The following is a 25419-nucleotide window of genomic DNA, read 5'->3' as shown; positions in this document are numbered from 1 at the left end:
GGCGTCACTCCTTCGTGAGGATCGAGTTGTCAGGCGCTCGCCGGGGCGGGGAGCGGCCTGCGCCTGACAGGTTCCCGCGGGTCAGGGGCGGTAGGTGAAGATGTTCGTGTCGAACGTGTTGTAGGCCGCGTAGTCGAGGAGCTCGTAGAGCCGCGCACGAGTCTGCATGCCCTCGACGAGCCCCGCCTGCGTGCCCTCGGCGGCGATCTCGTCCAGCCCGCGCTCGACGGCGCCCATCGCGATCCGCAAGAGCGTCACCGGGTAGATGACCATCCGGACGCCCGCGTCGGCGAGCTGCCGCGTCGTGAAGAGCTCCGACTTCCCGAACTCGGTCATGTTCGCGAGCACCGGGACGTCGACGGCGGACGCGACGGCCTCGAACTCGGCGAGGTCCTTCATGGCCTCGGGGAAGATGGCGTCCGCCCCGGCGTCGACGAGCGCCCGCGCCCGGTCGACAACGGCCCGCATCCCGGCGTCGCCGTCGAGCGATCCGCGCACGTCGGTGCGTGCCATCACGAGGAAGCTGGGGTCGCGGCGGGCGTCGGCGGCGGCCCGGACCCGCTTGAGCGCGGTCTCGAGGTCCACGACGGACTTCCCGTCGAGGTGGCCGCACCGCTTGGGGTTGACCTGGTCCTCGATGTGGCAGCCGGCCAGGCCGGCGTCCTCGAGCTCCTGGACGGTGCGCGCCACGTTCATGGGCTCGCCGAACCCGGTGTCGGCGTCGACCAGCGCCGGCAGGTTCGTCATGCGGGCGATCTGCCCGGACCGCTGCGCGACCTCCGTGAGCGTCGTGAGGCCGATGTCGGGCAGACCGAGGTCCGCGGACAGCACCGCCCCCGACACGTACACGCCGTCGAAGCCCTTGTCCTCGATGAGCCGCGCGGACAGCGGGTTGAAGGCGCCCGGGAACCGCAGCACCCGCCCCTCGCTCCCGGCCCGGTCCAGCGCGGACCGGAACGCGACCCGCTTGTCGGCCGCCGTCGTCGTCGCGTACAGCATCAGTTGCCTCCCAGCTCGAAGAGCCCGCGCGGGCTCGGGACGGACTCCAGCACGCCGGGCGCCGCGACGACGGTCAGCTCGCGCAGCTCCCCCGCCGCGAGCTCGGGCAGCCGCTGCGCGAGGTCGAGGAACCGCTCGACCTCCTCGGGCTCGACGAGCCCGTCGGCGAGGGTGCGGAACTTGCGGACATAGTCGGCGCGGGCGAACGGACGGGCGCCCAGCGGGTGAGCGTCGGCAACGGCGAGCTCGCGGACGATCCGGCCGCCGTCGGCCAGCTCGATCTCGACGCGTGCCCCGAACGCCTTCTCCGCGGGGTCGGTCGAGTGGTACCGGCGGGTCCACTCGGCGTCCTCGGCGGTCGTGACCTTCTGCCAGAGCTCGACCGTGTCGGGGCGTGCCGCCCGCTCGGGCGCGTACGACGCGACGTGGTGCCAGCCGCCGTCCTGAAGGGCGACCGTGAAGATGTACGGGACCGAGTGGTCGAGGGTCTCGCGCGACGCGTGCGGGTCGTACTTCTGCGGGTCGTTCGCGCCCGAGCCGATGACGTAGTGCGTGTGGTGGCTCGTGTGGATGACGATCCGGGCGACGTTCGCCGGATCCGCGAGGTAGGGGTGCTCGGCGTGCAGCGCGCGGGCCAGGTCGATCAGCGCCTGCGCCTGGTACTCGGCCGAGTGCTCCTTGGTGAAGGTGTCGAGGATCGCGGTCTTGGGCTCGCCCACGTCCGGGAGCATGACCTCGTACGACGCGTCGGGGCCGTCGAGCAGCCACGCGATCACGCCGTCCTCGCCCTCGTAGATCGGCTCGGGACTGGTCTGGCCGCGCATCGCCCGGTCGACGGCCTCGACCGCGACCTTGCCCGCGAACGCCGGCGCGTACGCCTTCCACGTCGAGATCCGCCCCTTGCGGGACTGCCGCGTCGCCGTGGTGGTGTGCAGCGCCTGGCCGACCGCCTGGAAGATCACCTGCGCCGGCAGCCCGAGCAGCGTGCCGATGCCCGCGGCGGCGGACGGGCCGAGGTGTGCCACGTGGTCGATCTTGTGGGCGTGCAGGCTGATCGCGCGGGCCAGGTCGACCTGGATCTCGTAGCCCGTCGCGACGCCCCGCACGAAGTCGTGGCCCGACGTCCCCGCGTGCTGCGCGACGGCGAGCACCGGCGGGATGTTGTCGCCCGGGTGCGAGTACTCCGCAGCGAGGAACGTGTCGTGGAAGTCGAGCTCGCGCACCGCGACGCCGTTCGCCCAGGCCGCCCACTCCGGGCTCGTGCGGGTGGTCAGCGGGCTGCCGAACACCGTGGAACCGGGGACGTACGGGTGGCTCAGCGCCTGGGCGCGCGCCGCCACGACGGGTGCCCGGGTCAGGCTCGCGACCGCCACCGACGCGTTGTCGATGACCCGGTTGATCACCATGTCCGTCACCTCGGGGGTGACGTCGACGGGGTCGGCGGCGAGCTCCGCGAGCTTCCAGGCGAGCTGGTCCTCGCGGGGCAGGTCGTCCGCGCTGGGATGCACGCGGACGGTGTGGGTGGTGGGCATCGTGTCTCTCTCTCAGTGCTCGGTGTCCGACGACGCCGCCCGCGCCAGCGCGCGGGTCGCCATCGCGGCGCTCTGGTCGATGTGGGCGCGCATCGCGTCCTCGGCGGCGTCCGGGTCGCCGTCGACGACGGCGCGCGCGACCGCGCGGTGCTCGTCGACGTGGGCGGTGGTCCCGACGCGCTCCCGGGTGGCGAGCGTGCGGTAGCGGTCGACGTGGCCGCGGATCTGGCGGAGCAGCGCCGCGCACAGTCGGTCCTCCGCGAGCCGCTCGACGACGGCGTGGAACTCGGCGCCGATCCGCAGCACCTCGTCGTCGTGGTCGCGGACCGTGTCCATGAGGTCGACCAGGCGCGAGAGCCTCTCGACGTCTTCTGCGCGGGACTCGTCGGCGCCGGGACGCCCGTCGAGGCCGGCGACGCGTTCGGCGGCGCGCCGGGCGAGGAGCCCCTCGAGGCGGGCGCGGACCTCGTAGACCTGGCGGGCGTCGGCGACGTCGAGCGGCGCGACCCGCACGCCGCCGGTCGGCTGCTCGACGACGAGCGTCTCGGCCTCGAGCCGGCGCAGCGCCTCGCGCACCGGGGTCCGGGAGACCCCGAGCCGGGCCGCGAGCACGGGCTCGGACAGCCGTTCGTCGGGTGCGAGCGTGCCGTCGATGATCTCGGTCCGCAGGACGTCGTAAACGGCCCGCGCACCGGACTGGCGGGGGCTGAGCGTCGTCGTCACGGACCCATCCTCGCACGAGAATGTGCACGTGTATACATCGCGCCGGGATGTCTCCGCAATCGGACGCGCGCAATGCGGTACGCTCTCGCTGCTCTGTCGCTTCGAGAGACCGCTGAGGCCCTCATGAAGGCTCCGCTCCGACTCCTCGCCGCACTCGCGGTCACCGCACCGATCCTCGTGGCCGCCGCACTGCCGGCCGACGCCGCGCTTCCCAGCGGCGACTGCAGCGAGGGGCCTTACGCACATACGACCGCGATGTCGAACGTGGCCCTCCGGACCTCGGTCACGGACATCGTCGCGACGTGCGACGGCAAGCCCGTGAGCGGGACCCTGACCCTGACGCTCGACGCGCCCGACGGTTCCACCGAGTACAGCCATTCGTCCTCCATCGCCAGGAGCGGGCCCACGAACTGGTCGTTCACGCCGCACGAGATGGGCACGCACGCGTTGCACGCGACGTTCGCTCCGAGCGACTGGAGCTCCCCAGGCTCGTGGGACGAGTCGGTTCAGCTCACCCCCTCGTCGGTGTCGCTCTACGCGACCGCGAGCGTCGGATGGTTCGACGGCGAAGCAAGGGTCTCCGCCGCAGCGCAGGTGACAGGTCGCGGCTGGCAGGTCGTCGACGCCGTTCCCACCGGGACGATCACCGTCCGGAACGCCGCAGGGCACGTACTCATGAGCAAGACCCTGGCTTCGAGCACGGCCCTCGGCGTGTCCCCGTCGCCCGTCTATGCGCGTGACCTCGTCGACGCACGAGAGGGTGACGTCCTGGACGTCACCTACTCCGGCGACGACCAGTGGGCACCCTCGGAGCGAACCATCACGGTGACGGACAGCCGCGCCACACCGTCGATCACGCTCCGCTCGGGGGGCCAGACCAACTATGCGACCGTGATCGTCGACGTCGTGGGCACAGATGAAGGGGCCGACCCCGGCGGCGTCACCATCACCGCGAAGGGACACGCGTACGTGCTCCCGAAGAGCCAGTACGTCGACGCGACGCACACCGAGTACGCCGACAACCTCCCCCTCTCCGCCGGCACCTACCCGATCAGCGTGCATTTCGGCGGCACGAAGAAGCTCAAGGCCGCCGACCTGGTCCAGAAGGCCACCTTCGACCGAGCTCCACTGCAGATGGCCAGTGGCCCGAAGCGCCGGTACAGCACGGCCGCACCGGGCACGACGAACGCCGTCAGCGTGACCCTCACGGACAACAGCGGTCGGCGCGCACCGGGAGTTTTGGTCACGTTCCAACAGCGGGTAGGCACGTCGACCACGTGGCGCACGCTTGGGTCGGCGAGGACCGCAAGCAACGGTGTAGCGAGCCTCAGCTTCAAGGCAGCGTCGTCTCGGTACATCCGAGCGGTCATCTCGGCCAACACCCAGTACACCCCGACTTCCGCGACGCGCATCAGCCACTCCACCCACGTCACGACCAAGCGAGCGGTCTCGGCCCGGGCGGCAACGATCTCGGGCCATCGGACGAAGGCCCGGCTGAACGTCACCTCGAGCCCCGGCGGAAGGGCGACGCTGCAGGTCAGGCGCGCCGGAGCCTGGCACACCGTCCAGAAGAAGAGCACGGGCCACTCGACCAGCCGCGCCACCACGACGTTCACGGTCAGCAAGGGCGCCACGTCGCACACCTACCGGGTCGTCGTCGCCGCCGACGCCAACGGCACCCAGGCTGCGAGCCAGAGCATCGTCGTGAAGAAGGCGTAGTCCAGCTGACGGGGGCAATGTCACAGGCTGGGGCGCTGCATCGTCGGAAGGGCATGGACATCACCGACACCACCACCAGCACTCCTCGGCCCGGCCTCGGGGGCGCCCGCACCCCGACCGTCGCGGTCGTCGCCGGCACCGGGACGCTCGGCCGCAAGGTCGCCGCCGCCCTCCGTACCGCCGGGCACGACGTCCGCGCGCTGTCCCGGCACTCCGACCACCCCGTCGACCTGACCACAGGCCACGGACTCGCGCCGGCGCTCGCCGGCTGCGACGTCGTCGTCGACGCGGCGAACGCGCCCCGGCACCCGGGGGCGACGCTTGTCGAGGGCACCGAGCGCCTGCTCGACGCCGAGGCCGCGGCGGGGGTCGGGCTCCACGTCTCGGTCGACATCGTGGGGTGCGAGGCTGCCCCATGGCCTACTTCGAGGCGAAGGCGGCGCAGCAGCACGTCGTCGCGTCCGGGCTGGTGCCGTGGAGCACCGTCCGCGCCACCCAGTTCCACGACTACGTCGCCGCGACCCTCGCCGGCTACACGCACGCGGGCCTCACCCTGGTCCCGCCGATGCGCGTGCAGCCGGTCGCGTCGTCGGAGGTTGCCGCCGTCGTGGCGGACGTCGCGCAGCGGCCCGCCGCGCGCCACGTGACCACGGTCACCGGTCCCGAGGTCCGCGAGCTGCGCGACCTCGCCCGGGTCTGGAAGGGTGCCACCGGTCGCCGCGCGCTCCTGGTCCCGGTGGCCGTGGCGCTCACCGTGCGCGACGGCGGCGTGATCAGCGCGATCGACGTCGTCCGGAACCCCGAGAAGCTGCGCGGCGTCGTCGCGCCCTGAGTGGCCCGACCCCTCAGGCTCGCGACCCCGACACGGCGCTCGACGTCGTCAACGCCACAACGGGCTGCGACGTCGGCTGCTTCGAGCCGCCCGCAGGCTCGACCGTCACCGCGAACACTGTGTCGTCGGGCGCGTCGAACAGGACGGCTGCGGAACCGTCCGCCGAGGCGTGGACGATCCCGACGGAGAGCATCGTCTTCCCGTCCGAGCTCCGCCAGAGCTGGTAGTCCTTGCCCTGCCCGGCGGACGGCATCCCCGAGCCGGTGAAGAGCGCCCGACCGCCCGAGACGAGGACGCTCGCCTCGCCTCCGGTCGAGATCGTCCCCGTCACGAGCGTGGCCTGGGGGTCGGCGAGCATCGCGGCGACGGTCCGCGACTGCTCCTCGAGCCGCGAACGCTCGCCGGCCTCGTGCACCGCGACCCCGGTGGGGATCGCGATCGCGACGACCGCGGCCGCCGCGATCCCCACGACGGTCCAGCGTCGACGTGTGCGACGCGCCCCCGGGTCGCGGTCCGCCGCCGGGGTGGCGTCGAGCCGGTCCAGCACGGCGTCCCGCAGCCCGACGGGCGGCTCGACGTCCGGCACGAGAGCGGCCGCGACCTCGCGGTACTGCCCGAGCGCACGGCGGGCATCCGCGTCCACCGCGAGGAGCCGTTCGACCGTGCGGCGCTCGAGGTCGTCGACGGCGTCGAGCGCGTACGCGGGCAGCAGGTCCCAGGCGGGGTCGGTGGTGCCGCCCTGCGGCGGCGTGCGGTCGGTCATGCCGTCACCCCCAGACAGTCGCGCAGCCGGAGCAGGCCGTCCCGGATCCGGGACTTCACCGTCGGGAGAGCCGCCCCGACGTCGTCGGCCACCTCGCGGTACGTGCGCCCTCCGTAGTACGCCCGCACGACGGCGTCACGCTGGGTGTCGGTGAGCGTCCCCATGCAGTCCCGGACGGCCGCGGCCTCGAAGAGCTGCTCGACGTGCTCGGCGACGACGTCACGGTCGGCCGCTGCGACGTTCCGTTCGAGGTCGCGCTGGTCCCGCGCGCGGCGCGACTGCTCGGAACGCACGCGGTCCACGGCACGCCGGTGCGCGAGGGTGACCACCCAGGTACGCGCCGAACCCCGGGCGGCGTCGAAACGCGCTGCCGTCTGCCACACCTCGACCATCACCTCCTGGGTCACCTCCGCCGCGTGGTCGCGGTCACGAAGGACGCCCACGGCCGCCCCGTAGACGGCAGGGGCCAGTCCGTCGTAGACCCGCTCGAAGGCACGCCGGTCACCCGACGCGCACGCCACGAGGGCAGCGGCCAGCGCCTCGGGGTCGGTGGTCCTCGCTGTCGGCACCCGAACAGTCTCCTGCACGACGGGCGGGTAGGCGTCCGTCACCAGGTGTTCGGTGCGGCGGCGGCCCCGGATGGGTCAGGCCCGACGCGCGCGGACCGCGCCCGCGAGCTCGCGGAGCAGGTCCGCCGTCGTCGGCCAGTCGATGCACTTGTCCGTGACGGACTTCCCGTAGACGAGCCCGCTCGGCGCGGGCGACTGCGCACCGGCCTCGATGAAGCTCTCCATCATCAGGCCCGTGATCCCGCGCTCGCCGGTCGCGAGGCGCGCGGCCAGCTCCCGCACGACCTCGGCCTGCCGCACGTGGTCCTTGCCGGAGTTGCCATGGCTCGCGTCGACGACGACGCCCTGCTCCACCGCACCACCCAGGTGCGAGCCGCGGGCGACGTCGAGAGCGGACGCGACGTCGTCGGCGGCGTAGTTGGGGCCGCTGCGCCCGCCGCGGAGGATGACGTGGCAGTCCGGGTTGCCGGTGGTCTCGACGGCGGCGGCGCGCCCGTCCGCGGCCAGCCCGAAGAACGTGTGCTCGCTCGACGCCGCGATGCATGCGTCGACGGCCGTCTGGACGTCGCCGTCGGTCGCGTTCTTCATGCCGACCGGCATCGACAGCCCCGAGGCGAGCTGCCGGTGCACCTGGCTCTCGACGTTGCGCGCCCCGATCGCGCCCCACGACACGGCGTCGGCGATGTACTGGGGGCTCGTCGGCTCGAGGAACTCCGTCGCCGCCGGAACGCCTGCGTCCAGGACGCCGACCAGGACCTTGCGCGCCAGCTCGAGCCCGTGACGCACGTCGTGCGAGCCGTCGAGGTGGGGGTCGTTGATGAGGCCCTTCCACCCGACGGTGGTGCGGGGCTTCTCGAAGTACACGCGCATCACCACGAGCAGGTCGTCGGCGAGCTCGTGGGCGACGGCGGCCAGGCGACCCGCGTAGTCGAGGGCCGCAGCAGGGTCGTGGATCGAGCACGGTCCGACGATCACGAGGAGGCGGTCGTCCTCCCCCGTGAGGACGTCGCGGATCTCGCGGCGCGACTGCGTCACCAGGTCCGACCGCGGGGTCCCGAGCGGCAGCTCGTCGAGCATGTCGCGCGGCGGGACGAGGGCGTCGATCTCCCGGATCCGCAGGTCGCTCGTGCTGGCCTGCAGCTCGGGTCGGGTGGGGTCCGCGCTCATGTCGTCGACGGTACTGCCGTCGGCGGGTTCGAGTGCGGTGGTCGCGGCGGTGGTGGACATCGCGGGTGGCTCCTTCGGTGCGGCAGGGCTGGTCGGTCGTGTGCCGTCCAGCCGGGATCCGCTCACCGGCTCGCCCGAGCCGGCCCGTCTGAACGACGAAGGGCCCGGACGCGTCGCGTCCAAGGCCCTGTGCTGGCTCCGGGGGTGTTGGTCAGGCGCAGGCCCGCCAGGCTCCACCCGGAGCCGGCGTAAAGCGCCAATACCAACGGTTGATCACGTCCGGCACGGTAGCACGCGCCGTCGGCGCGGGGCTCGGTCGTCTCGGCAGCCGGTCACGCCCCGCCGCGCCACGTCATCGCGAGGAGGCACGTGTCGTCGCTCTCGACGATGCCGACGAGCTGCTCGTCGACGAACCCGTCGTCGAACGCCTGACCCTCGTCCCGGCGCCGGGAGGCCGACGCGACCAGCGCGGCGAACCCCTCCCGCAGGCCCCGGTCGCGGCGCTCCACGAGACCGTCCGTGTACAGGAGCAGGGTGTCCCCGGGGAGGAGGGAGGCCGTCGCCGACCGTCGCGTCCTCGGCACACCGAGCGTGGCGGACCGGCCACCCCACACCAGGCGCGCACCGCCCGACCCGCCGACGACGAGCGGCGGCGGGTGACCCGCGCACGCGTAACGGACGAGCCCGTCCTGCAGGTCGACGACGGCGTACACGAGGCTCGCCGAGAAGCCCACCGACGTCCGCTCGACGAACGCGTCGAGCCGGTCCAGCACCTCGTCGGGGGCGAGGTCGGCGGTCGCCACCGCCCGGACCGCGGTCCGCAGCTGCCCCATGGTCGCTGCGGCGTTCAGCCCGCGCCCGACGACGTCGCCCACGACGAGCGCGACGACACCGTCCGCCAGCCAGAACGCGTCGTACCAGTCGCCTCCCACCTCGAGCGTGCGCACCCCGGGCCGGTAGACGGTCACCAGCTCGAACCGGTCGTCCTGCGGCTGCTCGCCCCGCAGCATCGCGTGCTGGAGCTCCCGCGCCACCGACGCGCTGTGCTCGGCGAGCGCGGCCCGCCCGAGAGCGACCGACGCCTGGCGGGCGACCGCGACGAGCGTGTCGACGTCCAGGGGCAGGTCACCGGCCGAGCCGCTCGGTGTCACCACGAGCCGACCGCGCAGGTCGGAACGGGGAGTCAGCTCGAGCACGACGCTCCCGTCGGGCTCGGCCGCGAAACCGTCGGGGCCGGGCGCCGGCGGCACGTCGGCGTCGTGAAGGTACGACGTCGGGGCGCCCAGGCGGCGCCACCTGCCGTCCGTCCCGGGGAGCCACAGCGCGGTGGCACGAACTCCCAGGCTCCGCGCGAGCGCCGCCCCGAGGGCGTCGGCCAGCGCGTCCACCCCGAGGACGGGCGCGAGCGCCACGCTCACCGCCTGGAGGGTCCGCAGCCTCTCGGCCGTCCGCTCGGCGTCGTCGCGCGCCGCCACGATCTCCCGCTCGTACCGGACCCGCTGCTCGGCCGCGAACAGGGCGACGTCGACGACCGTCTCGCCGTCGTCGACGTCGCCCTCGCCACGGCGCCCGCCTGGCCGCGCGCCCGCCCGCACCGACATCAGGACCGGCTTGCGCCCCTCCGCGCAGCGCAGCTCGACGGCGACCTCGTCGACCCGCCCCTGCAGGCGCAGCATCGGTCCGACGTGGGTCTCCCAGAAGATGCGGCCGCCGACGGTGAGCAGCTCGCCGATCCGCGCCTGCCCGACGACGGCCCGTCGGGGGCGGCCCAACCACCGCAGGAGCAGCTCGTTCGCGTCCAGGACGACACCGTCGGCGTCGAGCCGAAGGAGCGCGACGGGGGCACGGTGCCACGCGGACGCACGACGGTCCGCCGGACGCCCCGACCCCTGATCCGTCACGACCCGAGGAAGTCCTTGATCGCCGCCACGACCTGGCGAGGTGCGCTCAGGTTCGGGCAGTGGCCGACGGCGTCGAGCATGACGAACCGGGCGTCCGGGAGCTGGTCTGCGACGTACCTGCCGACCTCGACCGGGGCGATCGCGTCCTGGCGGCACTGCAGGACGAGCGCCGGGGTGTCGCAGCGCGGCAGGTCGTCCCTGTTGTCCGAGAGGAAGGTCGCGCGTGCGAACCGGCGGCCGACCGCCGGGTCGGTGCGGCAGAAGGCGTCCGCGAGCTCGCTCCCGAGCTCGGGGCGGTCGGGCACGCCCATCACGACCGGGCCCATGGCCTGCGACCAGCCGAGATAGTTGGCGTCCATCGTCTCGAGCAGCTCGTCGATCTCCTCACGCGAGAACCCGCCGTGGTACGCGCCGTCGTCCACGTAGCGGGGGCTCGGGCCGACCAGGACGAGACGCTCGAACAGGTCCGGCCGGCGGACCGCCGCGAGCACCCCGATCATCGAGCTCACGGAGTGCCCGACGAACACCACGGGTCCGAGGCCGAGCTCCTCGACGAGCTCGACGACGTCGTCCGCGTAGCCGTCGAGCGAGGCGTACCGGTGCGGGTCGTAGGCCGACAGGTCGGAGCCACCGAAGCCGACATGGTCGAAGAGGACGACGCGATGGTCGCCCTCGAAGGCCGGTGCCGCGTGCCGCCACATCGACTGGTCGCAGCCGAGGCCGTGGGCGAACAGGATCGGGGCCGCTCCCTCGCGTCCCGACACCGACACGTTGTTCCTGGCCAGCACGTCCACGCGGCAAGCGTAGGACACGGACGCGGAGGTTCCGCGCACCCCAGGGGGCCGGGTGGCGGTCCGGGTGGGTCTCCGGTCAGTCCCGGGCGAACAGCTCGACGAAGCGGGCGACGATCCGGGGCGGGACGTCGACCTCCGCACCCTCGACCGAGGCGACGACGGCGTCCAGCTCGGCCGGCGGGTAGTAGCCCTCGTAGCGGTAGGCACGGATCCGCTCGACGATCCCCGCGACGTCCAGCTCGGGGTGGAACTGGGTCGCGTACGCGTTCCGACCGAGGCGGAACATCTGCACGGGGCACGTCGGCGAGCTCGCCAGGAGCACGGCTCCCGGCGGGAGGACGGCGCACGCCTCCTTGTGCCCGACGAAGGCGTGAAAGGTCGTCGGGAGCCCGGCGAGCAGGGGGTCCGCGCGGCCGTCGTCGGTCAGGGTGACGGGGATCGCACCGATCGCCTCCGCGTACGTGTCGTCGACGACGCCGCCGAACCGGGTCCCGAGCGTCCCCACGCCGTAGCACGCGCCGAGGACCGGGACGTCGTGGGCCAGCGCCTCGTCGAGGACCGCGCCGAGCTCCGCCTCGACCCGGCGCTGTGTCTCCGACTTGCTGTCCGGGGGGTCGCTCGCGTTGAACGGGCCGCCGCCGATGACGAGACCCGAGTACGCGGTCGGGTCGAAGCCGGGGAGCGCGGCCTCGAGCGGGCCCGCCTCCAGGCGGACCCGGACGAGCTCGTCCGGCTTGAGACCGCCGTAACGCCGGAACGCCTCGTACTCCGCGTCGGCGACGGCGTCGTCGGCGCGCGTCGCGAGCAGGACGAACGGCCTCACCCGGTGAGCGTAGGCGGGACCGGCAGTGGTCGCAGTCGGGGGACGCGGCTGCCGTCGGGCGGCGCGCCGGGCCCGTCCCCTCCGACTGCCGTCGACCTGCTGTGGATAACCTCCGTCACGCCCGTTGCTTCTGAGTAGTTTCGCCGACGACGGCGCGAGGGCCGCGTCGTCGGTGGCAACGCGGGGGTGCTGGGGTGGGTCGTCCGGTCGACTGGTCACCGGTCGGGTTGGCCATCGACCCGACCCCCGGCGACCCAGTGTTGGTGCTCTCGGGTGGGCGGGAGTACCTCGAGGTCGCGGCCGCGATCAACGGCGCCGCGTCAGCGATGACACGCCTCGACGTCGACGGTGCGGTATCGGCCGCGGTCGACGCGTTGGTGGAGGCCAGGGACGACACGATCGGTCAGATCCGCAAAGCCCACGCCCGCTACACCGCGGCCGGGGACGCGTTGATCACCTACGCGGGCGTCCTGGACACCGTTCAGTCCGACACCGCCCGAGCCCTCGAGGCCGCGCGGGCCGCGTTCGACGAGCAGGCCGACGCGACCCGCACCCGGACCTACTACACCCAACTCGCCGAGGTGGAGACCGACCCCGTCGCCCGGGCGACCTACCTGCAGCACGCGGACCTCGCCGCCGACACGCTCACCACCTCCCAGCAGGTCATGGCCCGCGCCCAACGCGAGGTCACGACGGCCGTGGACGTGCGGGACCGGGCCGCCGAGCACGCCGCGGATCACATCCACCACACCACCGCGAGCGACGGCCTGGACGACTCGTGGTGGGACAACTGGGGATCCAAGATCGTCGCCGCCATCGCCGACGTCGCCGACCTCGTCTCCCAGATCACCGGCACCCTGGCCATGGTCGTCGCGTTCATCCCCGTCGTCGGGCAAGCACTCGCCGGGGCCCTCCTGGTCATCACCGCCGTCACCGCGATCACCTCAGCCCTGGCCAACATCGCCCTCGCCGCCACCGGCAAACGGACCTGGGCTCAAGCCGGTGTCGCCGTCGCCTCGGCAGCCCTGTCCACCCTCGGCCTCGGAACAGCAGCCCGCGCCGCAACCGGGATCTCCAAGACCGCACTCGCGGCCGGCACCCGGCAGAGCGCGACCGGACTCAAGAACCTCGGCACCAGCGGTCTCCAAGACGGGGCCACGGGGCTCGACAGACAGCCGGTCTGCAAAGTCTCCTTCGGGACCTGCTTCACCGCCGGCACCCTCGTCGCAACCCCGGATGGCGACCGCCCGATCGAGGACCTCCGGGCCGGGGATGTCGTCCACTGCTACGACCAGACCACCGGCACCCGAACCATCGAGACGATCGAAGAAACCTTCGCCCGCCCGACCACGACCCTCATCCACCTCACCATCGCCGGGCACGTCCTCACCACCACACCCGAACACCCCTTCATGGTCCACGGGCTCGGCTGGATCCAAGCCACCGACCTCCACCCCGGCGACCTGCTCATCACCGCCGACGAACGACACGCCACCGTCGACGCCATCGAGACCAAGACCGCGGACGCATCCGACGCGGTGACGGTCTACAACCTCCACGTCCACACCCACCACACCTACTACGTCCTCGCCGGCAACCACCCCGTCCTCGTCCACAACATGGCCGGACACAATGGAATCGCCCCGACCGCGTCGGGCGAGCGCGCTCGATTCATCTCGGACCAGCGAAGAACGCACATCCTCGACGGCGACGTTACGGGAGGTGGACATCGATGGCCCGGAGGTCCCGGCAAGAGCCCTTTCCCACGGGAGTGGTCCGACGATGAGATCATGGAGCACGTCTCGAATGTCGTCACGGACCCGCGAAGCACGTGGAGCGAGGGCGGACCAGGTGGGGCTCTCTTCACACGGACGGGCAGACCCGCACGATTCGTCGTCGTCGGTGAACGCCAAGGAGTTCGGATCAAGGTGGTGACAGCGCCCGCTGGAGAGGGCATAGTCACGGCCTACCCAGTCGGAGGTGCTTTCGTTGGATCTTGAAGAGGAGCTTTCTCAGCTCGAAGGAGAGCTCTCGCCGCACATTCCAACCCACATGCTCGGCGAGTTTAGAGAATTGATCAGAGCGGGAGAGTACGGCATTGGCCTGGAAACACTTTGCGACCGTCTCAGTGATGCCGAGGTCCCGTTGACGTACGGCGAGGTGACGACTATCAAGCATCTCGCGAACAAGATGTCCCTCGACTACCCGGGAATCGACGAGGTCGCACAACTAGCAACATTGCCGTCACGACAAGACCATTGACGGTATCGCGGCGCTCCGTGGCCGACTGGATCAAGAGACGTCACTCCCGCCGCGGCACCGGGACCCGGTCGAGGTCGCGCGCGACCGTGAGCTCGCCGTCGAACACGTCACGCGCCTCCCGCTCGTACTCACGCGGGTCGGTGTAGCGCTGCGAGAAGTGCGTCAGCACGAGACTCCGGGCGCCCGACTCGGCAGCGACGGTCGCCGCCTGCCGCGCCGTCAGGTGCCCGTAGTGCCGTGCCGCGTCCACATCTCGCTCGAGGAACGTCGACTCGATGACGAGGAGATCGACGCCGTCGGCGAGCGCGTACGCGGCATCGCACACACGCGTGTCCATGACGAACGCGGCGGACTGGCCGCGCCGCACCTCGCTGACGTCCTCGACTCGCACCGTCTGGCCGCGAGCGCCGACCGCGACGCCGTCGGCGACGAGCCTCCCGACCGCCGGCCCTGACAGACCCGCACCCGCGAGCCGGTCCGGGAGCATGCGCCGCCCGTCGGGCTCGTCGACGCGGTAGCCGAACACCTCGACCGTGTGGTCGAGGCGCCTTGCCGTCAGGGTCAGAGGCGTGCGCGCGCCCGGCCCCGGCCCGTCGGGCACAGGGCCGTCCTGCAAGAGTGGCTGCAGGTCGAGCTCGACCGCCCGGTGGTAGACCGTCGCGTCGACGAGCCGCTCGACCCAGGGCGCCCCGGACGCCGGGAAGCTCACCGGCACCACGTGCGGCACCTGGTCGAGGCTGAGGCGCTGCACCACGCCCGGGAGCCCGAGGGCATGGTCACCGTGCAGGTGCGTGAGCGCGATGCGCGTAATCGACGACGCCGATACGCCGGCCCGCGTCATCTGCCGCTGGGTGCCCTCGCCCGGGTCGAAGAGGATCCCTGCGTCGTCCCAGCGCAGCAGGTAGCCGTTGTGGTTGCGGTCCCGGGTCGGGACCATGCTGGCGGTTCCGAGGACGACGAGCTCACGCGCTGCCACGGCGCCAGTCTGGCACCCGGACCGGCCGACGCCTCGACGGATCATCAGTCCGTGGAGTCTTCGCCCTCCGCGAGCATGTCGCGCTCGTCCAGGAGTGCCCGACGGCGGTCCGAGACCAGGAGGTCCGGGGACCCGAGCCCGTGCCCGCCCCGCCAGGACGGCAGCGCGGACGGGTCGACCCCGAGCGCCCTCAGCATGGGCTCGGCCCGCTGCGAGACGGACCCCGTCACGCCGAACGCCTCGACGAGCTCACCGAGGGTGAGTCCCTGATACGCCCCGGCGGAGTTGTTCGCCCGGCACACGGCCCACGCGACGGCAGCCGATCCGCGTTCGACCGACGCACGCCGTCGGAAGATCGCAGGGTCCGCCACGGCGACCCGGGCGACGAACCGTCGCATCGCCGTCCGGTGCTCGACGTCGAGCAGCCGGTCCGCGGCACCGTCGCAGAGCGCGACGATCTCCGCGACACGGTCGTGCACGTCGTCGGGAACCCCGTCCCAGACGAACGGCTCGTCGGGGAGCGGTTCGTCGTCGAGGACGTCGAGCGCCTCGCGCCCGCCGACGAGCGTCGCGAGCTCGTCCACCATGAAGCCTTCCGGGTCGATGAGGTCGCGCAGCGCCCCGAAGACCTCGCCTCGGTCGTCGGAGGCGACGAGATCCCGGTACAGGGGCTCGAAGTGGTCCAGGGACTCCAGTGCCGTGACGGTCCCCTGCGGGCTGACGCCGCGCCGTGCGTGCGCGAACGGGATGATCGCGCGGATGAGGTCGGGCACCACGGCCAGGTCCTCGGCCGGCGCCATGACCTTCCTCGGGACGAGGTCCATGAGCAGGATCTCGACGTTCACGCCGCTCCACCGCAGCGGGTCGCCGCCAGTGTAGCTCGCCGCGAACTCGAACAGCAGGCGTGCCATGCCGCGCGCCTCGGGCCGGTCCACCCCGTGCCCGAACGACGACGCGAAGAACTCCTCCTCGAGCGACTCGAGCTCCTCGGGAGTCCACTCGTGCGCCTCGGGTGCGTGGCCGCCGTCGGGCAGGAGGGAGAGCATCCACTCGACCAGCGGCCGCGCGACGGGCCACGTGTCAGACTCCACGGGCGGGTACGTCATGAGACCGAGCCGGATGGCGTCGTCGACGACGGCGCGCACCTCCGCGGGGTCCGCGGGCGCGAGCGTCTGACGGTCGTCGAGGTTCACGCGCATCGCACTGACGAACTCGTCGAGCGTCGTCGGCGCCACGAACGCGTCCTTCACGAGCCCGCCCAGGTTGTGGTCGACGTAGACGAGCGCGGTGAGCGCCTCACCGGTCGGGAGCTCGACGGCCCACACGTAGTCGTCGCCGTCGCCCAGAACCTCGGTGAGCTTCCACACCGGCCCGACGACGCGCGCCTGGCCGAGCGTGGACAGCCACGCCGGCATGGGGTGGCGGCGGGTACGCAGCTCGGTGTCGACGGCGGCGACCAGGTCCGAGTCGTCGTCGGGGAGCAGCGTCCGCAACGCGGTGAGGGCCGCCGTCGTCTCCGCGAAGGCCGCTCCGATCAGCGACTCCACGAGGTCGCCGCGCATGGTCGCGCGCACGTCCGGTGCCGCCGCCATGTCCACGACGCGGGCGTCGGAGACCGCCAGCATCCCGCTGACGAGGACGAGCAGGTCCAGCGGCTCGTCAGCCCGGAGCCCGCGGCGCAGCGACTGGAAGAGCTCCAGGTCCTCAGGGCTGGCGTCGTGGAGCGGCGCCGGGTGTGCGGGTGCCCGACGGCGCTGCGGACGCGGGTGGGCACGCTTGCGTCGGGGTTTGGGCATGGTTCGAGCGTACGGGCGGGCCGTCAGGCGGGGGGAACCCCGCCCCGCGACGCTACAGTGCGCGGAGCCGAGCGACGTTGCTCGCCGGCTCCGGCGCGGGAGGCTCGATTCGATAGCCCAGTTCCCTCAAGATGTCGACCGCATCCTGGGGCGCGTCGCGGACGACACTGCGCGTCTGTTGTCGTCGCCACTTCTCACGACCCCGGCGAAGCGCCTCGCGTCCCTCCTTCGAGCAGTCGACGCCGAACTCGGAGACCAGCATCTCGAGTAGGTCCTCGAGGCAGGGGCGGAACCGATGGCCACCGAGCGGGAAGTGCAGCTCAGCAAGATGCGGTACGGATGCCTTCTTCGCCCGGCGCTTCCCACGGGCTGACGACGTGCCGGTCTGTGCCATGACGTAGGCGATCGCGTCGCGGTGAGCGTGCAGTTGGAGGTGGGCGGCCGGGATCTCCGACACCGGCGACCGGACGTAGTCATAGCGGAACAGTGGCTCGCCAGCAGCCCTGTCGCCCTCGTAGACCACAAAGTTCGAGCTCTCGACAGCGAGGTACTGACCGGACGTATCGCCCTCAAGGTGCATCACGACCTTGAGCGTCAGAAGCGGACGCCCAGTCACCCGCAAGGGGATGCCGGTGCCAGGCTCCTGCTCGACCGCGATGCGGCGCCCGACACTCTGAACCGAGAAGGGCGCACAGTCAGGCACGAGGCCCTGCACCGTGGCGGAGAGCTCGGTGGCGAATTGCCGCGCCTCGCCGATCAGCCCCTCGTCGTTCACTCCCCGAGGAGGAAGTCGAGGTTCTCGAGCTCGTCGTACAGCGCGAGCTCCTCAGCGGACAGCAGATACGCCTCCGCTCGGTCACGGAACGCCGACTCGTCGCCACCGACACGACGGACGATCTCCTCGCGCCGGACTCGTGCCTCGGCGGGTGTCATGCTGGTGACGACGATGGGGACCATGCCCAACTCCTGCTCTCGACGGTAGGTGAACGGTAACCCTCACTACCGACAGTAACCCGCGACCTGCGACCGCGCTCAGGGCGCCCCCTGGACCGCCATCCAGCAGAGCACGCGGACGTCGTCGAACTCGATCTCAGGCAGCGGCTCGACGGGAACAGGGATCGGTAGTCGCAGCGCGTCGGCGAGCTCCGCGAGCGCCCGCACTCCTGCCTCGGCGTCGCCCTCGTAACGCCGTAGAGTTCCTCGGACATCGCGCACGATCCGGTTGTCGACGACCTGACCGTAGCGCTGGACGAGCGCGTCCTGGCGTTCACCGACGATTCCCCCGTGCCGTCGGATGAGCTCGCTCGCGTCGAGCATCGCGCGGGGAATCGACGGCTCGACGGCCGCGGGGTCAACCTGCGCCATCCAGTCGTCGTAGATCGCCTGCTGGACGAGCGGCCACGTGTCGAGGATGGCGTCGTGCAACGCTCGCGGGAGCACCGCTCCCGCGTCCGGGCTTCTTGGGTCGGCATGATTGAGGCAGGCGAGCAACCTGTCGATGATCTCGGGCTTACCTTCAAGCCTTCGCGGCTCGTAGTGCCCGTCGTCGGCGTGTTCGAGCGGCACGTATCGAAACTGCGGCCTCGGATGGTCCGCGATCCGCACGCAATACACGATCCCCGGTCCGTGGCCGTCACGAACGATCCCCGAACCCGCACCCCAGGGAAGGTTCTCGACGGCCCTCTTGGTCACTGGTGACGACCCGAACGCTCGCGCGAGACGCCGCTGAAACTCCTCCGACGAAGCCGCTGCGCCAACCTCGTCGCCGAACAGCGACGCCTCCTCCTCCCGTAGCCGGGTGATCTGGTCGCGGGTCTCCGCGAGGACACGGTCAACCTCCTCGACTCCCGGCAGGATCGCGGACGTACCGAACGCGGCCGCTGCCTGGTTGATCTTGCGTTGGAGGCGCGCCTCAAGGTCAAGCAGGTCCTCGAGCTCATCATCAGGAAAGAAGCAGGCCAGGTAGATGTGCCGGTGCGTCGAACCGATGCGGTCGACGCGGCCGTGCCGCTGCACCAACCGCATCGGGTTCCACGGCAGGTCATAGTTGATGATCCGGCCGGCCTGCTGAAGGTTGACCCCCTCGGAGAGGACGTCGGTCGCGACGGCGATGTCGAACAGGTCCTCGTCCTGGGCGGTGCCCGCCGTGCGTGGAGCAAAGCCGACGATAGCCTTCTGGCGCTCGTCCCGGTCACGACCCGTGGCCATGACAAGCCTCCCTCGGTAGTCCGCCAGGCGGTCGTCGGTATCGATGCGGTCCCGAAGCGCGTCGTGGATGTGCTGCGCTGTGTCGGCGAAGTACGTGAAGATCAGGACCTTGCGCCGATCACGGGTGTCCTCGTCACCGATCCCCTCCTGCCGCGCGGAGTGTGCGATCTCGGCGAGTCTCTCGACGAGTGCGTCGATCTTGGGGTCGTTCGCTGCCGTCACGGTGCCCGACGCGGCGGCGAGCCGGTCGAGCAGGGCTCGGTCGGACTCGACCGCCGCACGCAGCGCGGCGACGTCGTAGATGGCCGCGAGCTGTGCGTTGTCCCGCGCTTCGTCGTCGAGCTCGGCGACCAACTGGTCGACGTCGTCCGTGTCGCTCGCAACCCAGGACCGCAGTGCGTCTCCCGTCAGCACCCAGCCGCCGTCGAGCGCAGCGAGGAACTGGTCTTGTGACGCGATCATCGTGCGGACGGTGCGCGTGAAGGCGATTGCCGACGACTCGAAGCGCTTGAGCAGGGCGGACTGAAGCAGCCCCGCATTCTGCACCTGGAACTGCTCCTCCGGGGCCGAGCCGAGGAGGAAGCGCGAAGGCACGTAGCGCGCCATCGTGAGGACGTCCGGGTCGGGCTCACCGGCAGAGCGGACCGCACCGATCTCGTCGCGGTCGGCGCCCAGCGCATGCGCGAAGGTTCCGAAGAAGCCCGGCAGCACCGCGTCGAGGTCGTAGTCGACACGCTGGACGACGGCCTGTGGGAACACGATCGGCTTGCCGTTGATCAGTGCGTTCGGGTATTGGGTCTTGATGAAGCGTCGGGTGCGACGGACCGCGATGGCGTCGAGCAGCTCGAAGAGGTGCTGTCCGCTGAGTTCCTCAGGGTCGAGCGCCATGGCGGCGCCGATGTACTGGCGGACGCTGCGTACCCCGACGTCGGCGAAGGCGGTATCCGAGGGGCTGATGAAGCCGACGAGAGTCTGCAGATCCTGGAGGCTGTTGTTGACCGGAGTCGCGGTTAGAAGGAGCAGGTCCTTCCCCACTGATCCGCCGAGGAGCTCCCGCATCGCGTCAGCACGCTGGGTCGCGGCGTTGCGGAGGTTGTGCGCCTCGTCGACGACAACCATCGCGTACTCGTCGAGGTCCTGAAGTTTCGACGCGGCTGTCCCGGCGGCTTCGAGCTCTCGGACCAACTCTTCGTACGAAACGACGTCAGCGCGGATGTTCTTCTCGCGCAGGAACGGGTTCCAGGTCGAGTCGCGCAGAGTCGCAGGAGCGATGACGAGGACCTTCTGTCGTCGGACAACCGCCGCCTGCCGAATGAGTTCACCGGCGATGAACGTCTTGCCGAGGCCGACCTCGTCCGCGACGATCACGCCGCCCCGTCGGTCGAGGATGCGCTGCGCGCGCCACACTCCGTCCACTTGGAAGTCGGACAGTCCGAGCTCGTTGGTCGTCTTGAGATCCGTCTCGAGGTCGTTGCCGTAGAGAGCGAGAAGCATGCGCAGGAAGACGTGCCACGGGTTGTGCGGAACACGGCGCGCCTCGTAGAGATCCGCAAGGTCAAAGTCCTCGGCCTCGCCCCACTGTTCCTCGAACCACTCATGGACCCGGTCGACGGTGGACGGGTGGTAGACCCCGAGAACAAGCTCCTTGTTCCGGGCGAGCCCGGCGTACGTGAGGTTGGCGGATCCTGCGAGAGCTGCGTCGCCGTCGTGACGGAGGATGAAGGCCTTGCCATGCAGGAACCCCCGGGTAAGTCGCCGTACCTCAACATCGCCCCGACGCAGCCAGGTGATGAGCCGTTCGGACGCCGCGTCGGCCTCGCGACCGAAGCCCACGAGATCGCGGTCCTGGGCAAGCGCACCGAGGTAGGCGGCGTTGGCCTCGTCTCGTCGCGGGTCGCCACGGTGCGCCTCGCGGACGCTCAGCGGGGTGATGGTGCTGCGGACCTCGAACTCCGATGGCTCGGTGCCCAGAAGTAGACGAACCGAGCCAACGGTCTCAAGCGCCTCGGCCAGGAGGTTGAAGCCACCGACGTTGAAGTACGCCGTCGCAACGTCCAACCGCGGAGGCTCTTTGAGCTTGGCGACCAGTCCTTCAAGGACGCCCGTGATCGCGTCAGCGACCGTCTCCCCCGGAATCGTCGAGCCCGGCGTAGCTGGACTGTTGGTGGCGAACTCCGGACGGTTGCTCATGCGACATCGCCCGCCGACCACTTCTCGCGGTAGCGCCGAACGTGCGCCACGGAAGACCGAGTGGGCCGGTCGAAGACAAACTCGAGCTGCGCGTCGGACAAGCCATACAGAAGTGAAGCGATGGCATCGATCTCTGCGATCGACTCAGCGCGTTCACTGGGAACTTCGATAGGGCGTCCAAAGGCTCCCCATTCGCCATAGCCGTCACGCGCCGCCAAGGCAAGTCGCCCTGAGAGCGCCGCCAGATGAACACAACGCGCGTCCCCATCATCGAACAATGGCACTGGAACAGTGTTGAAGATAAAGAAATTGAAGTGAAGAGAGACGCGAAGGTGTCCAAACCAGTCACAGACAGCGGAATTTAGAATTCCGAGCAGGTAGGCCTGTGCCATTTGCGTCCCGCTTGCGAAATGCAGGTACGGAGCCGTGTTTGTCACCAACGTCTCAGCAGGCGCCAGTGCCGCCCAAATCTTGCGCGGGTTTGACGAATGCACTACGTCGCGAATGAGGATGCGGGCGTGTCGCGCGGGAAGAGTCGATGCATCTGCCACGACATCGCGCGAGATTCCACGCATTGGCGAGTCGCTGCGCATAAACGTGCTCAAGCGTCGCCGTTGCAACTCTGTCGTGACCGCTGTCCAGTCCACATAATTGAAGGCGCCAACACCGGGTTCAAAGACAAAATGCCCAACGTTGAGGTGATTATAGACCGGCCAGTCCGAGGCCCGGTTTGTGAAGAAGCGCTTCTTCCCATCGTTCGTGGCATGAAGTTCCGTCGCTGGTCGCACATCAAAATCCGGCCGCGCCACTCCGATTGGCGGATGAGTGATGAGCTGGGCGAAAATGCTGAGCGCCTCGTCACTGTCGACAACCGGCACACACATGAGCGGATCGACTTCAGCCAATCGAGCGAGCGGTATGTCGGTGGGGGCAGCTGCTCGGCCGCGTTCGAAGGACCGCTGGTCGCGGTACGGGCCTGCCACACGCAGCAGGGGGCTCGCGGCACCGACCTGAGAGGTCATCAGCGCAACTGGCCAGCCAGGGTTGACGTCGGTGAAGATCCACTCCTTCTCATTCACCGCAAAGTAGATCGTCGTCGCAGCCGCCGGAAGGAGCGACAGTCGCCACGGCGCCGAACCCTTGGTTGCGAAGGGACTTCGAGGGAGGACCACGCCAATCCGCCCTTGGCTCCGAACGAGGCTGGAGAACCGCCAGCAGAACGCTTTGTAGAGGTCGGGGTCCCCCGTGCCCATCCCGGGATACGGGCCATCGAGAAGGTAGCGGCGATATCTCTCGGCAACAGCGCGCTGATCGTCGAGCTCGGCAACGAGGTCGGGGCGGGCTCGCCGCAGGACCTCGATCCTTTTGCTGGACTCGGCCGAGGACGCAGCGCGGAGGTGCGGGTCATGCATCCCCCAGAACTTGTCCTCTTCGACGGTAGCTTCTTCCCATGGCGGGTTGCCGAGGATCACGTCGAACCCCGGTCGAGCCCGCCCCGGCCGGAAGGCTTCGGGGAACGCGACCGGGAAGTGGACAGGCTTCAACGAGCCGACGACCTCCCGGACATCGGCTCGCCCTCCGGCCGCGACGAGTCGCTCCCAGCCCGTCGCCGCGATCTCCCGCAGGCGGAGCGCATTCACGCCACCACGTACGGCCACGATCGCATCGAACACGCGGGCAACGGGAGCGACCTCCGCAGCAGCGTTGGCCGCGAGCTTCTCCGCCGCGAGCGTCTCAGCGACCGAGACCTCGCTGATCCGGGCCGCCCGCGCGAGCGGCTCACCGGTCGCAGCCATCGCATCCGCAATAGCGTCGCCGAAGAGGCTCTGGACCCCAGCGAACCCGCCGACCCGCTCCGGCTCCAGCGCGTCGAGCGCCTCGTCGATCGTGCCGATCCCGGTGAGTGAGTTCCCGTGGACCAGTCCGTGATCCAGGGAAGACATGGGCAGGCCGGGGACGAACGTGTGGATCCACAGTGCCAGCCGCGCGAGGTCGACGGCGATCTCGTTGATGTCGACGCCGTAGATGCAGCGTCGAGCGACCTGACGGCGAAGAAGCGCCTCGTGTGTGATCTCGGGAGCATCGGCACCGCTGATCCCGACGGCTGCGAGCTTTTCGAACGCTGCGGACCGGATCCGATCGAGCTCCGCTCGGACCTCTGGGATCGGTCGGCGATCGAGGAACCCACTGATCGCTGCCGCGAGGTGGTCTACCGCAGCGACCAGGAAGTGGCCCGATCCCATCGCGATGTCAGCAACACGGAAGTCGAAGAGCGCCTCGGCGGCGTCCCCCTCCTTGCCGTCGTCGAGGAGCACCGCGACGCGGTCGAGATGTTCGGCGAGCGTGGGGTCGAGCGCCGTCTGGAGCAGGTGCTCGACCGCGAATTCCTTCGTGAAGTAGGAACCGCTGGCTTTGCGCGCCCCGGACGCGTTATGAAAGTAGACCTTTCCTGCCGGGACGATCACCTCGTCGCCCGGCTTCGCGGGCACGTACGCATCGTTCTTGTCGAGCGTCAGGTCTGTCGGCGCGAGCGAGAGCGACGACTCGAGCAGCCCCTCGTAGATCGTTCCGAACTCACGCACCGACAGGGCCTGAAAGTCCACCGGGCCGAGCGTCCCGTCACGACCGGTGTCGACGAGCAGCGCCACGAGCGCGGGCTCGATCTCCCGGTTGCCCAGTGTGATGCCAGCGAGTTCCCGGCCGGGACCGGAGTCCTGGCGGAACAGGGCACCGCCATACTCCGGCACGCCCCAGCCGACGTGCCCGTGATAGATGCCGTCCCAGATCGATGCCAGGTCGTCCCAGACGTCGGTCGCGTGACCGTCATACCTGGGGGCCACGCCATCGCGGAGCTGCTCCGCGTAGCCGATCGCCCGAGTCTTCAGCGCGACCCGCGTATACACGGCACCAGCAGATGTGCGAAGGCCGAAGGGAAGAAGCCCACGGTCCTCCGCGTAGGCGACGAACAGCAATCGGAACAGCACGACGAGCGTGTCATGGTACGCGTCGTCGAGCCCCTTCTCGTCGAGCTTGCCGAGCTTTGCGGCGATTGTCTCTGAGAGGTCCGGGATGACGTCACGGTAGATCCGCTCCCGCAGCCGCTCGCCAAGGCTCGTGGCATGCTCGCGCGAGTCGCGCAGGATGTCATCCGCGGTGCCGTCAACGTCGAGAGCTCGCGGCGTGAGCAGGAGCCACACGTAGGCGAGATTGTCATCGTCGAGCAGGTCGACGGTGAGCTCGGTGAAGGATGCCGCTCCCGTGCGTGTCACGCCGACGTCCGGATCAGCCGCGTAGAGCCGGACCGTCGAACCGCGCACGGCGAGGACCCAGGGAAGCTCCTGCTGGCGGGCGACCTCCAGCCCGTGCTCGACCGGAGAGACGCCAAGACCGTAGCGGAACGCGGGACGGTCGAAGACCTCATCCCCCTCGAGCAGCACCGCGACAGCACGGTCGCGTTCGCGGCCCTGGGGTCGGAGCAGCAGATCGCCGCCCGCCGGCGTGATCGCCCAACCGAGTGCACGCAGCAAGTCCTCGCCGCGCGTTCCTCGCACCACTCGGGCCGATGAGGCGGCCTCGCCCCAGTCGCTTCGCTCCGGTGTGTTCACCTCGAGCGCGTGCGATGCAAACAGGCCCTTGTTACGCAGCCCCTGTACGCCGCCCTCTGCGATCTCGAAGAGGCCGGTCATCAGTTCCTGGGCCTCATGGACGGCCGCGGCGTCGAGCGCCTCCGCAAGGCGGCGCTCAATGAGTGACAGCTCGAGATCGGCGACAGCGCTGTCGTCGTACAGGCCGACGACCTCCGCACGGTCCTCACCGTCAGGGCCGGGATAGATGACGACCAGCAGCACACCCGTCGACCGTCCGCGGTGCCGCTCGTTCCACAACCGCCGAGCGTCCGCCTTGGTCGGCTTCGACTCCGCATGCGCCACTGCGACCTCGAGCGCCCGACCCGACGCTGGGCTGTAGTAGCCGAGCGGCTTCAGCCCGGCGACAACCTCGCCGTCCGCCGCCCAGTGACGCCGCCGGAAGTCCGCCAGAAAGGAGTCGGAAGCCGACATGGCAGTGTCCCCCAAGGTGGTGCGCGAGTCTGAGGGGACCGCATGAGCACGGCCTCCCGCCCGGAGGTTAGCCAGGCCAATACCGTGTTTACAAGGCTGACGCGCCG

20 protein-coding genes are annotated in these 25419 nt (G+C 70.4%); 4 read left to right on the top strand and 16 right to left on the bottom strand.

All coding sequences use genetic code 11. The annotated features are described in order from the left end of the window. Positions 1-81: 81 nt before the first annotated feature. Genes prpB through KDY119_RS18800 form a run of 3 tightly spaced genes read right to left on the bottom strand, consistent with a single transcriptional unit; the run spans position 82 to position 3254 of the window. Positions 82-999, bottom strand: coding sequence for a methylisocitrate lyase (gene prpB, locus KDY119_RS02250; RefSeq protein ID WP_036954655.1), 918 nt, complete (start codon positions 997-999; stop codon positions 82-84). Continuing rightward, positions 999-2531, bottom strand: coding sequence for an MmgE/PrpD family protein (locus KDY119_RS02245; protein ID WP_036954653.1), 1533 nt, complete (start codon positions 2529-2531; stop codon positions 999-1001). The genes prpB and KDY119_RS02245 overlap by 1 nt, the downstream gene beginning before the upstream one ends. Before the next feature lie 12 nt (positions 2532-2543). Next, on the bottom strand, positions 2544-3254 hold the full coding sequence (locus tag KDY119_RS18800; protein ID WP_051136947.1) for a GntR family transcriptional regulator: 711 nt from the start codon (positions 3252-3254) through the stop codon (positions 2544-2546). Between the two features lie 123 nt (positions 3255-3377). On the opposite strand from KDY119_RS18800, the gene KDY119_RS18795 reads away from it, so the two are divergent. Continuing rightward, positions 3378-4973, top strand: a complete 1596-nt coding sequence (locus tag KDY119_RS18795; protein WP_036954650.1) for a hypothetical protein — start codon at positions 3378-3380, stop codon at positions 4971-4973. Between the two features lie 20 nt (positions 4974-4993). Here KDY119_RS18795 and KDY119_RS02235 read toward each other — a convergent pair whose 3' ends face one another. Beyond that, positions 4994-5353, bottom strand: coding sequence for a hypothetical protein (locus tag KDY119_RS02235; protein ID WP_051136946.1), 360 nt, complete (start codon positions 5351-5353; stop codon positions 4994-4996). A 35-nt stretch (positions 5354-5388) separates the two neighbouring features. On the opposite strand from KDY119_RS02235, the gene KDY119_RS02230 reads away from it, so the two are divergent. Continuing rightward, on the top strand, positions 5389-5805 hold the full coding sequence (locus tag KDY119_RS02230) for a hypothetical protein (RefSeq protein WP_051136945.1): 417 nt from the start codon (positions 5389-5391) through the stop codon (positions 5803-5805). 13 nt (positions 5806-5818) lie between these two features. Here the strand turns inward: KDY119_RS02230 and KDY119_RS02225 are convergent, their stop codons facing one another. The 6 genes from KDY119_RS02225 to KDY119_RS02200 all read right to left on the bottom strand — a co-directional run bounded on the left by KDY119_RS02225 (position 5819) and on the right by KDY119_RS02200 (position 11822). After that, entirely contained in the window at positions 5819-6568 is a 750-nt protein-coding gene (locus KDY119_RS02225; RefSeq protein WP_051136944.1) for an anti-sigma factor, read from the bottom strand. Next, complete coding sequence (sigK, locus tag KDY119_RS02220) at positions 6565-7137, bottom strand: ECF RNA polymerase sigma factor SigK (RefSeq protein ID WP_036955036.1); 573 nt, start codon at positions 7135-7137, stop codon at positions 6565-6567. The genes KDY119_RS02225 and sigK overlap by 4 nt, the downstream gene beginning before the upstream one ends. A 75-nt stretch (positions 7138-7212) precedes the next feature. Next, on the bottom strand, positions 7213-8304 hold the full coding sequence (locus KDY119_RS02215) for a 3-deoxy-7-phosphoheptulonate synthase (protein ID WP_036955034.1): 1092 nt from the start codon (positions 8302-8304) through the stop codon (positions 7213-7215). A gap of 332 nt (positions 8305-8636) precedes the next feature. Beyond that, positions 8637-10205, bottom strand: coding sequence for a SpoIIE family protein phosphatase (locus tag KDY119_RS02210; protein WP_153021865.1), 1569 nt, complete (start codon positions 10203-10205; stop codon positions 8637-8639). Next, positions 10202-10999, bottom strand: a complete 798-nt coding sequence (locus KDY119_RS02205; RefSeq protein WP_036954648.1) for an alpha/beta fold hydrolase — start codon at positions 10997-10999, stop codon at positions 10202-10204. The genes KDY119_RS02210 and KDY119_RS02205 overlap by 4 nt, the downstream gene beginning before the upstream one ends. A 76-nt stretch (positions 11000-11075) precedes the next feature. Then, positions 11076-11822 carry a glutamine amidotransferase gene (locus tag KDY119_RS02200; RefSeq protein WP_036954645.1) on the bottom strand — a complete coding sequence of 249 codons (747 nt, stop codon included), beginning with the start codon at positions 11820-11822 and terminating at the stop codon, positions 11076-11078. A gap of 227 nt (positions 11823-12049) precedes the next feature. Between KDY119_RS02200 and KDY119_RS02195 the strand changes: the two genes are divergently transcribed. Together KDY119_RS02195 and KDY119_RS02190 are read left to right on the top strand one after the other, a co-directional pair. Continuing rightward, positions 12050-13822 (top strand): polymorphic toxin-type HINT domain-containing protein, encoded by a 1773-nt coding sequence (locus KDY119_RS02195; protein ID WP_148284319.1) that lies wholly within the window; start codon positions 12050-12052, stop codon positions 13820-13822. Continuing rightward, a complete protein-coding gene (locus KDY119_RS02190) occupies positions 13812-14084 on the top strand; it encodes a MafI family immunity protein (protein ID WP_194174311.1) in 273 nt (90 codons plus the stop codon). Before KDY119_RS02195 ends, KDY119_RS02190 begins: the two co-directional genes overlap by 11 nt. 40 nt (positions 14085-14124) lie before the next feature. Here the strand turns inward: KDY119_RS02190 and KDY119_RS02185 are convergent, their stop codons facing one another. From KDY119_RS02185 to KDY119_RS02160, 6 genes are all read right to left on the bottom strand, one after another. Next, a complete protein-coding gene (locus KDY119_RS02185) occupies positions 14125-15060 on the bottom strand; it encodes a ribonuclease Z (RefSeq protein ID WP_036954642.1) in 936 nt (311 codons plus the stop codon). Positions 15061-15104: 44 nt separating this feature from the next. After that, a complete protein-coding gene (locus KDY119_RS02180) occupies positions 15105-16856 on the bottom strand; it encodes a hypothetical protein (protein ID WP_153021864.1) in 1752 nt (583 codons plus the stop codon). A gap of 52 nt (positions 16857-16908) precedes the next feature. Continuing rightward, entirely contained in the window at positions 16909-17631 is a 723-nt protein-coding gene (locus KDY119_RS02175; RefSeq protein ID WP_051136941.1) for a hypothetical protein, read from the bottom strand. Then, entirely contained in the window at positions 17628-17813 is a 186-nt protein-coding gene (locus KDY119_RS02170) for a hypothetical protein (RefSeq protein ID WP_036954639.1), read from the bottom strand. The genes KDY119_RS02175 and KDY119_RS02170 overlap by 4 nt, the downstream gene beginning before the upstream one ends. A 75-nt stretch (positions 17814-17888) precedes the next feature. After that, positions 17889-21254, bottom strand: a complete 3366-nt coding sequence (locus KDY119_RS02165) for an SNF2-related protein (RefSeq protein ID WP_153021863.1) — start codon at positions 21252-21254, stop codon at positions 17889-17891. Beyond that, the gene (locus KDY119_RS02160) at positions 21251-25312 is read right to left on the bottom strand and encodes an Eco57I restriction-modification methylase domain-containing protein (protein WP_051136939.1); all 4062 of its coding nucleotides are present in this window, start codon (positions 25310-25312) and stop codon (positions 21251-21253) included. The genes KDY119_RS02165 and KDY119_RS02160 overlap by 4 nt, the downstream gene beginning before the upstream one ends. Positions 25313-25419: the final 107 nt, after the last annotated feature.

It is taken from the genome of Luteimicrobium xylanilyticum (genome assembly GCF_009429125.1).
Taxonomy (GTDB): Bacteria; Actinomycetota; Actinomycetes; order Actinomycetales; family Cellulomonadaceae; genus Luteimicrobium; species Luteimicrobium xylanilyticum.
Note: the sequence above shows the minus strand (reverse complement) of the source record. Positions and strands in the feature narration are given on the sequence as shown.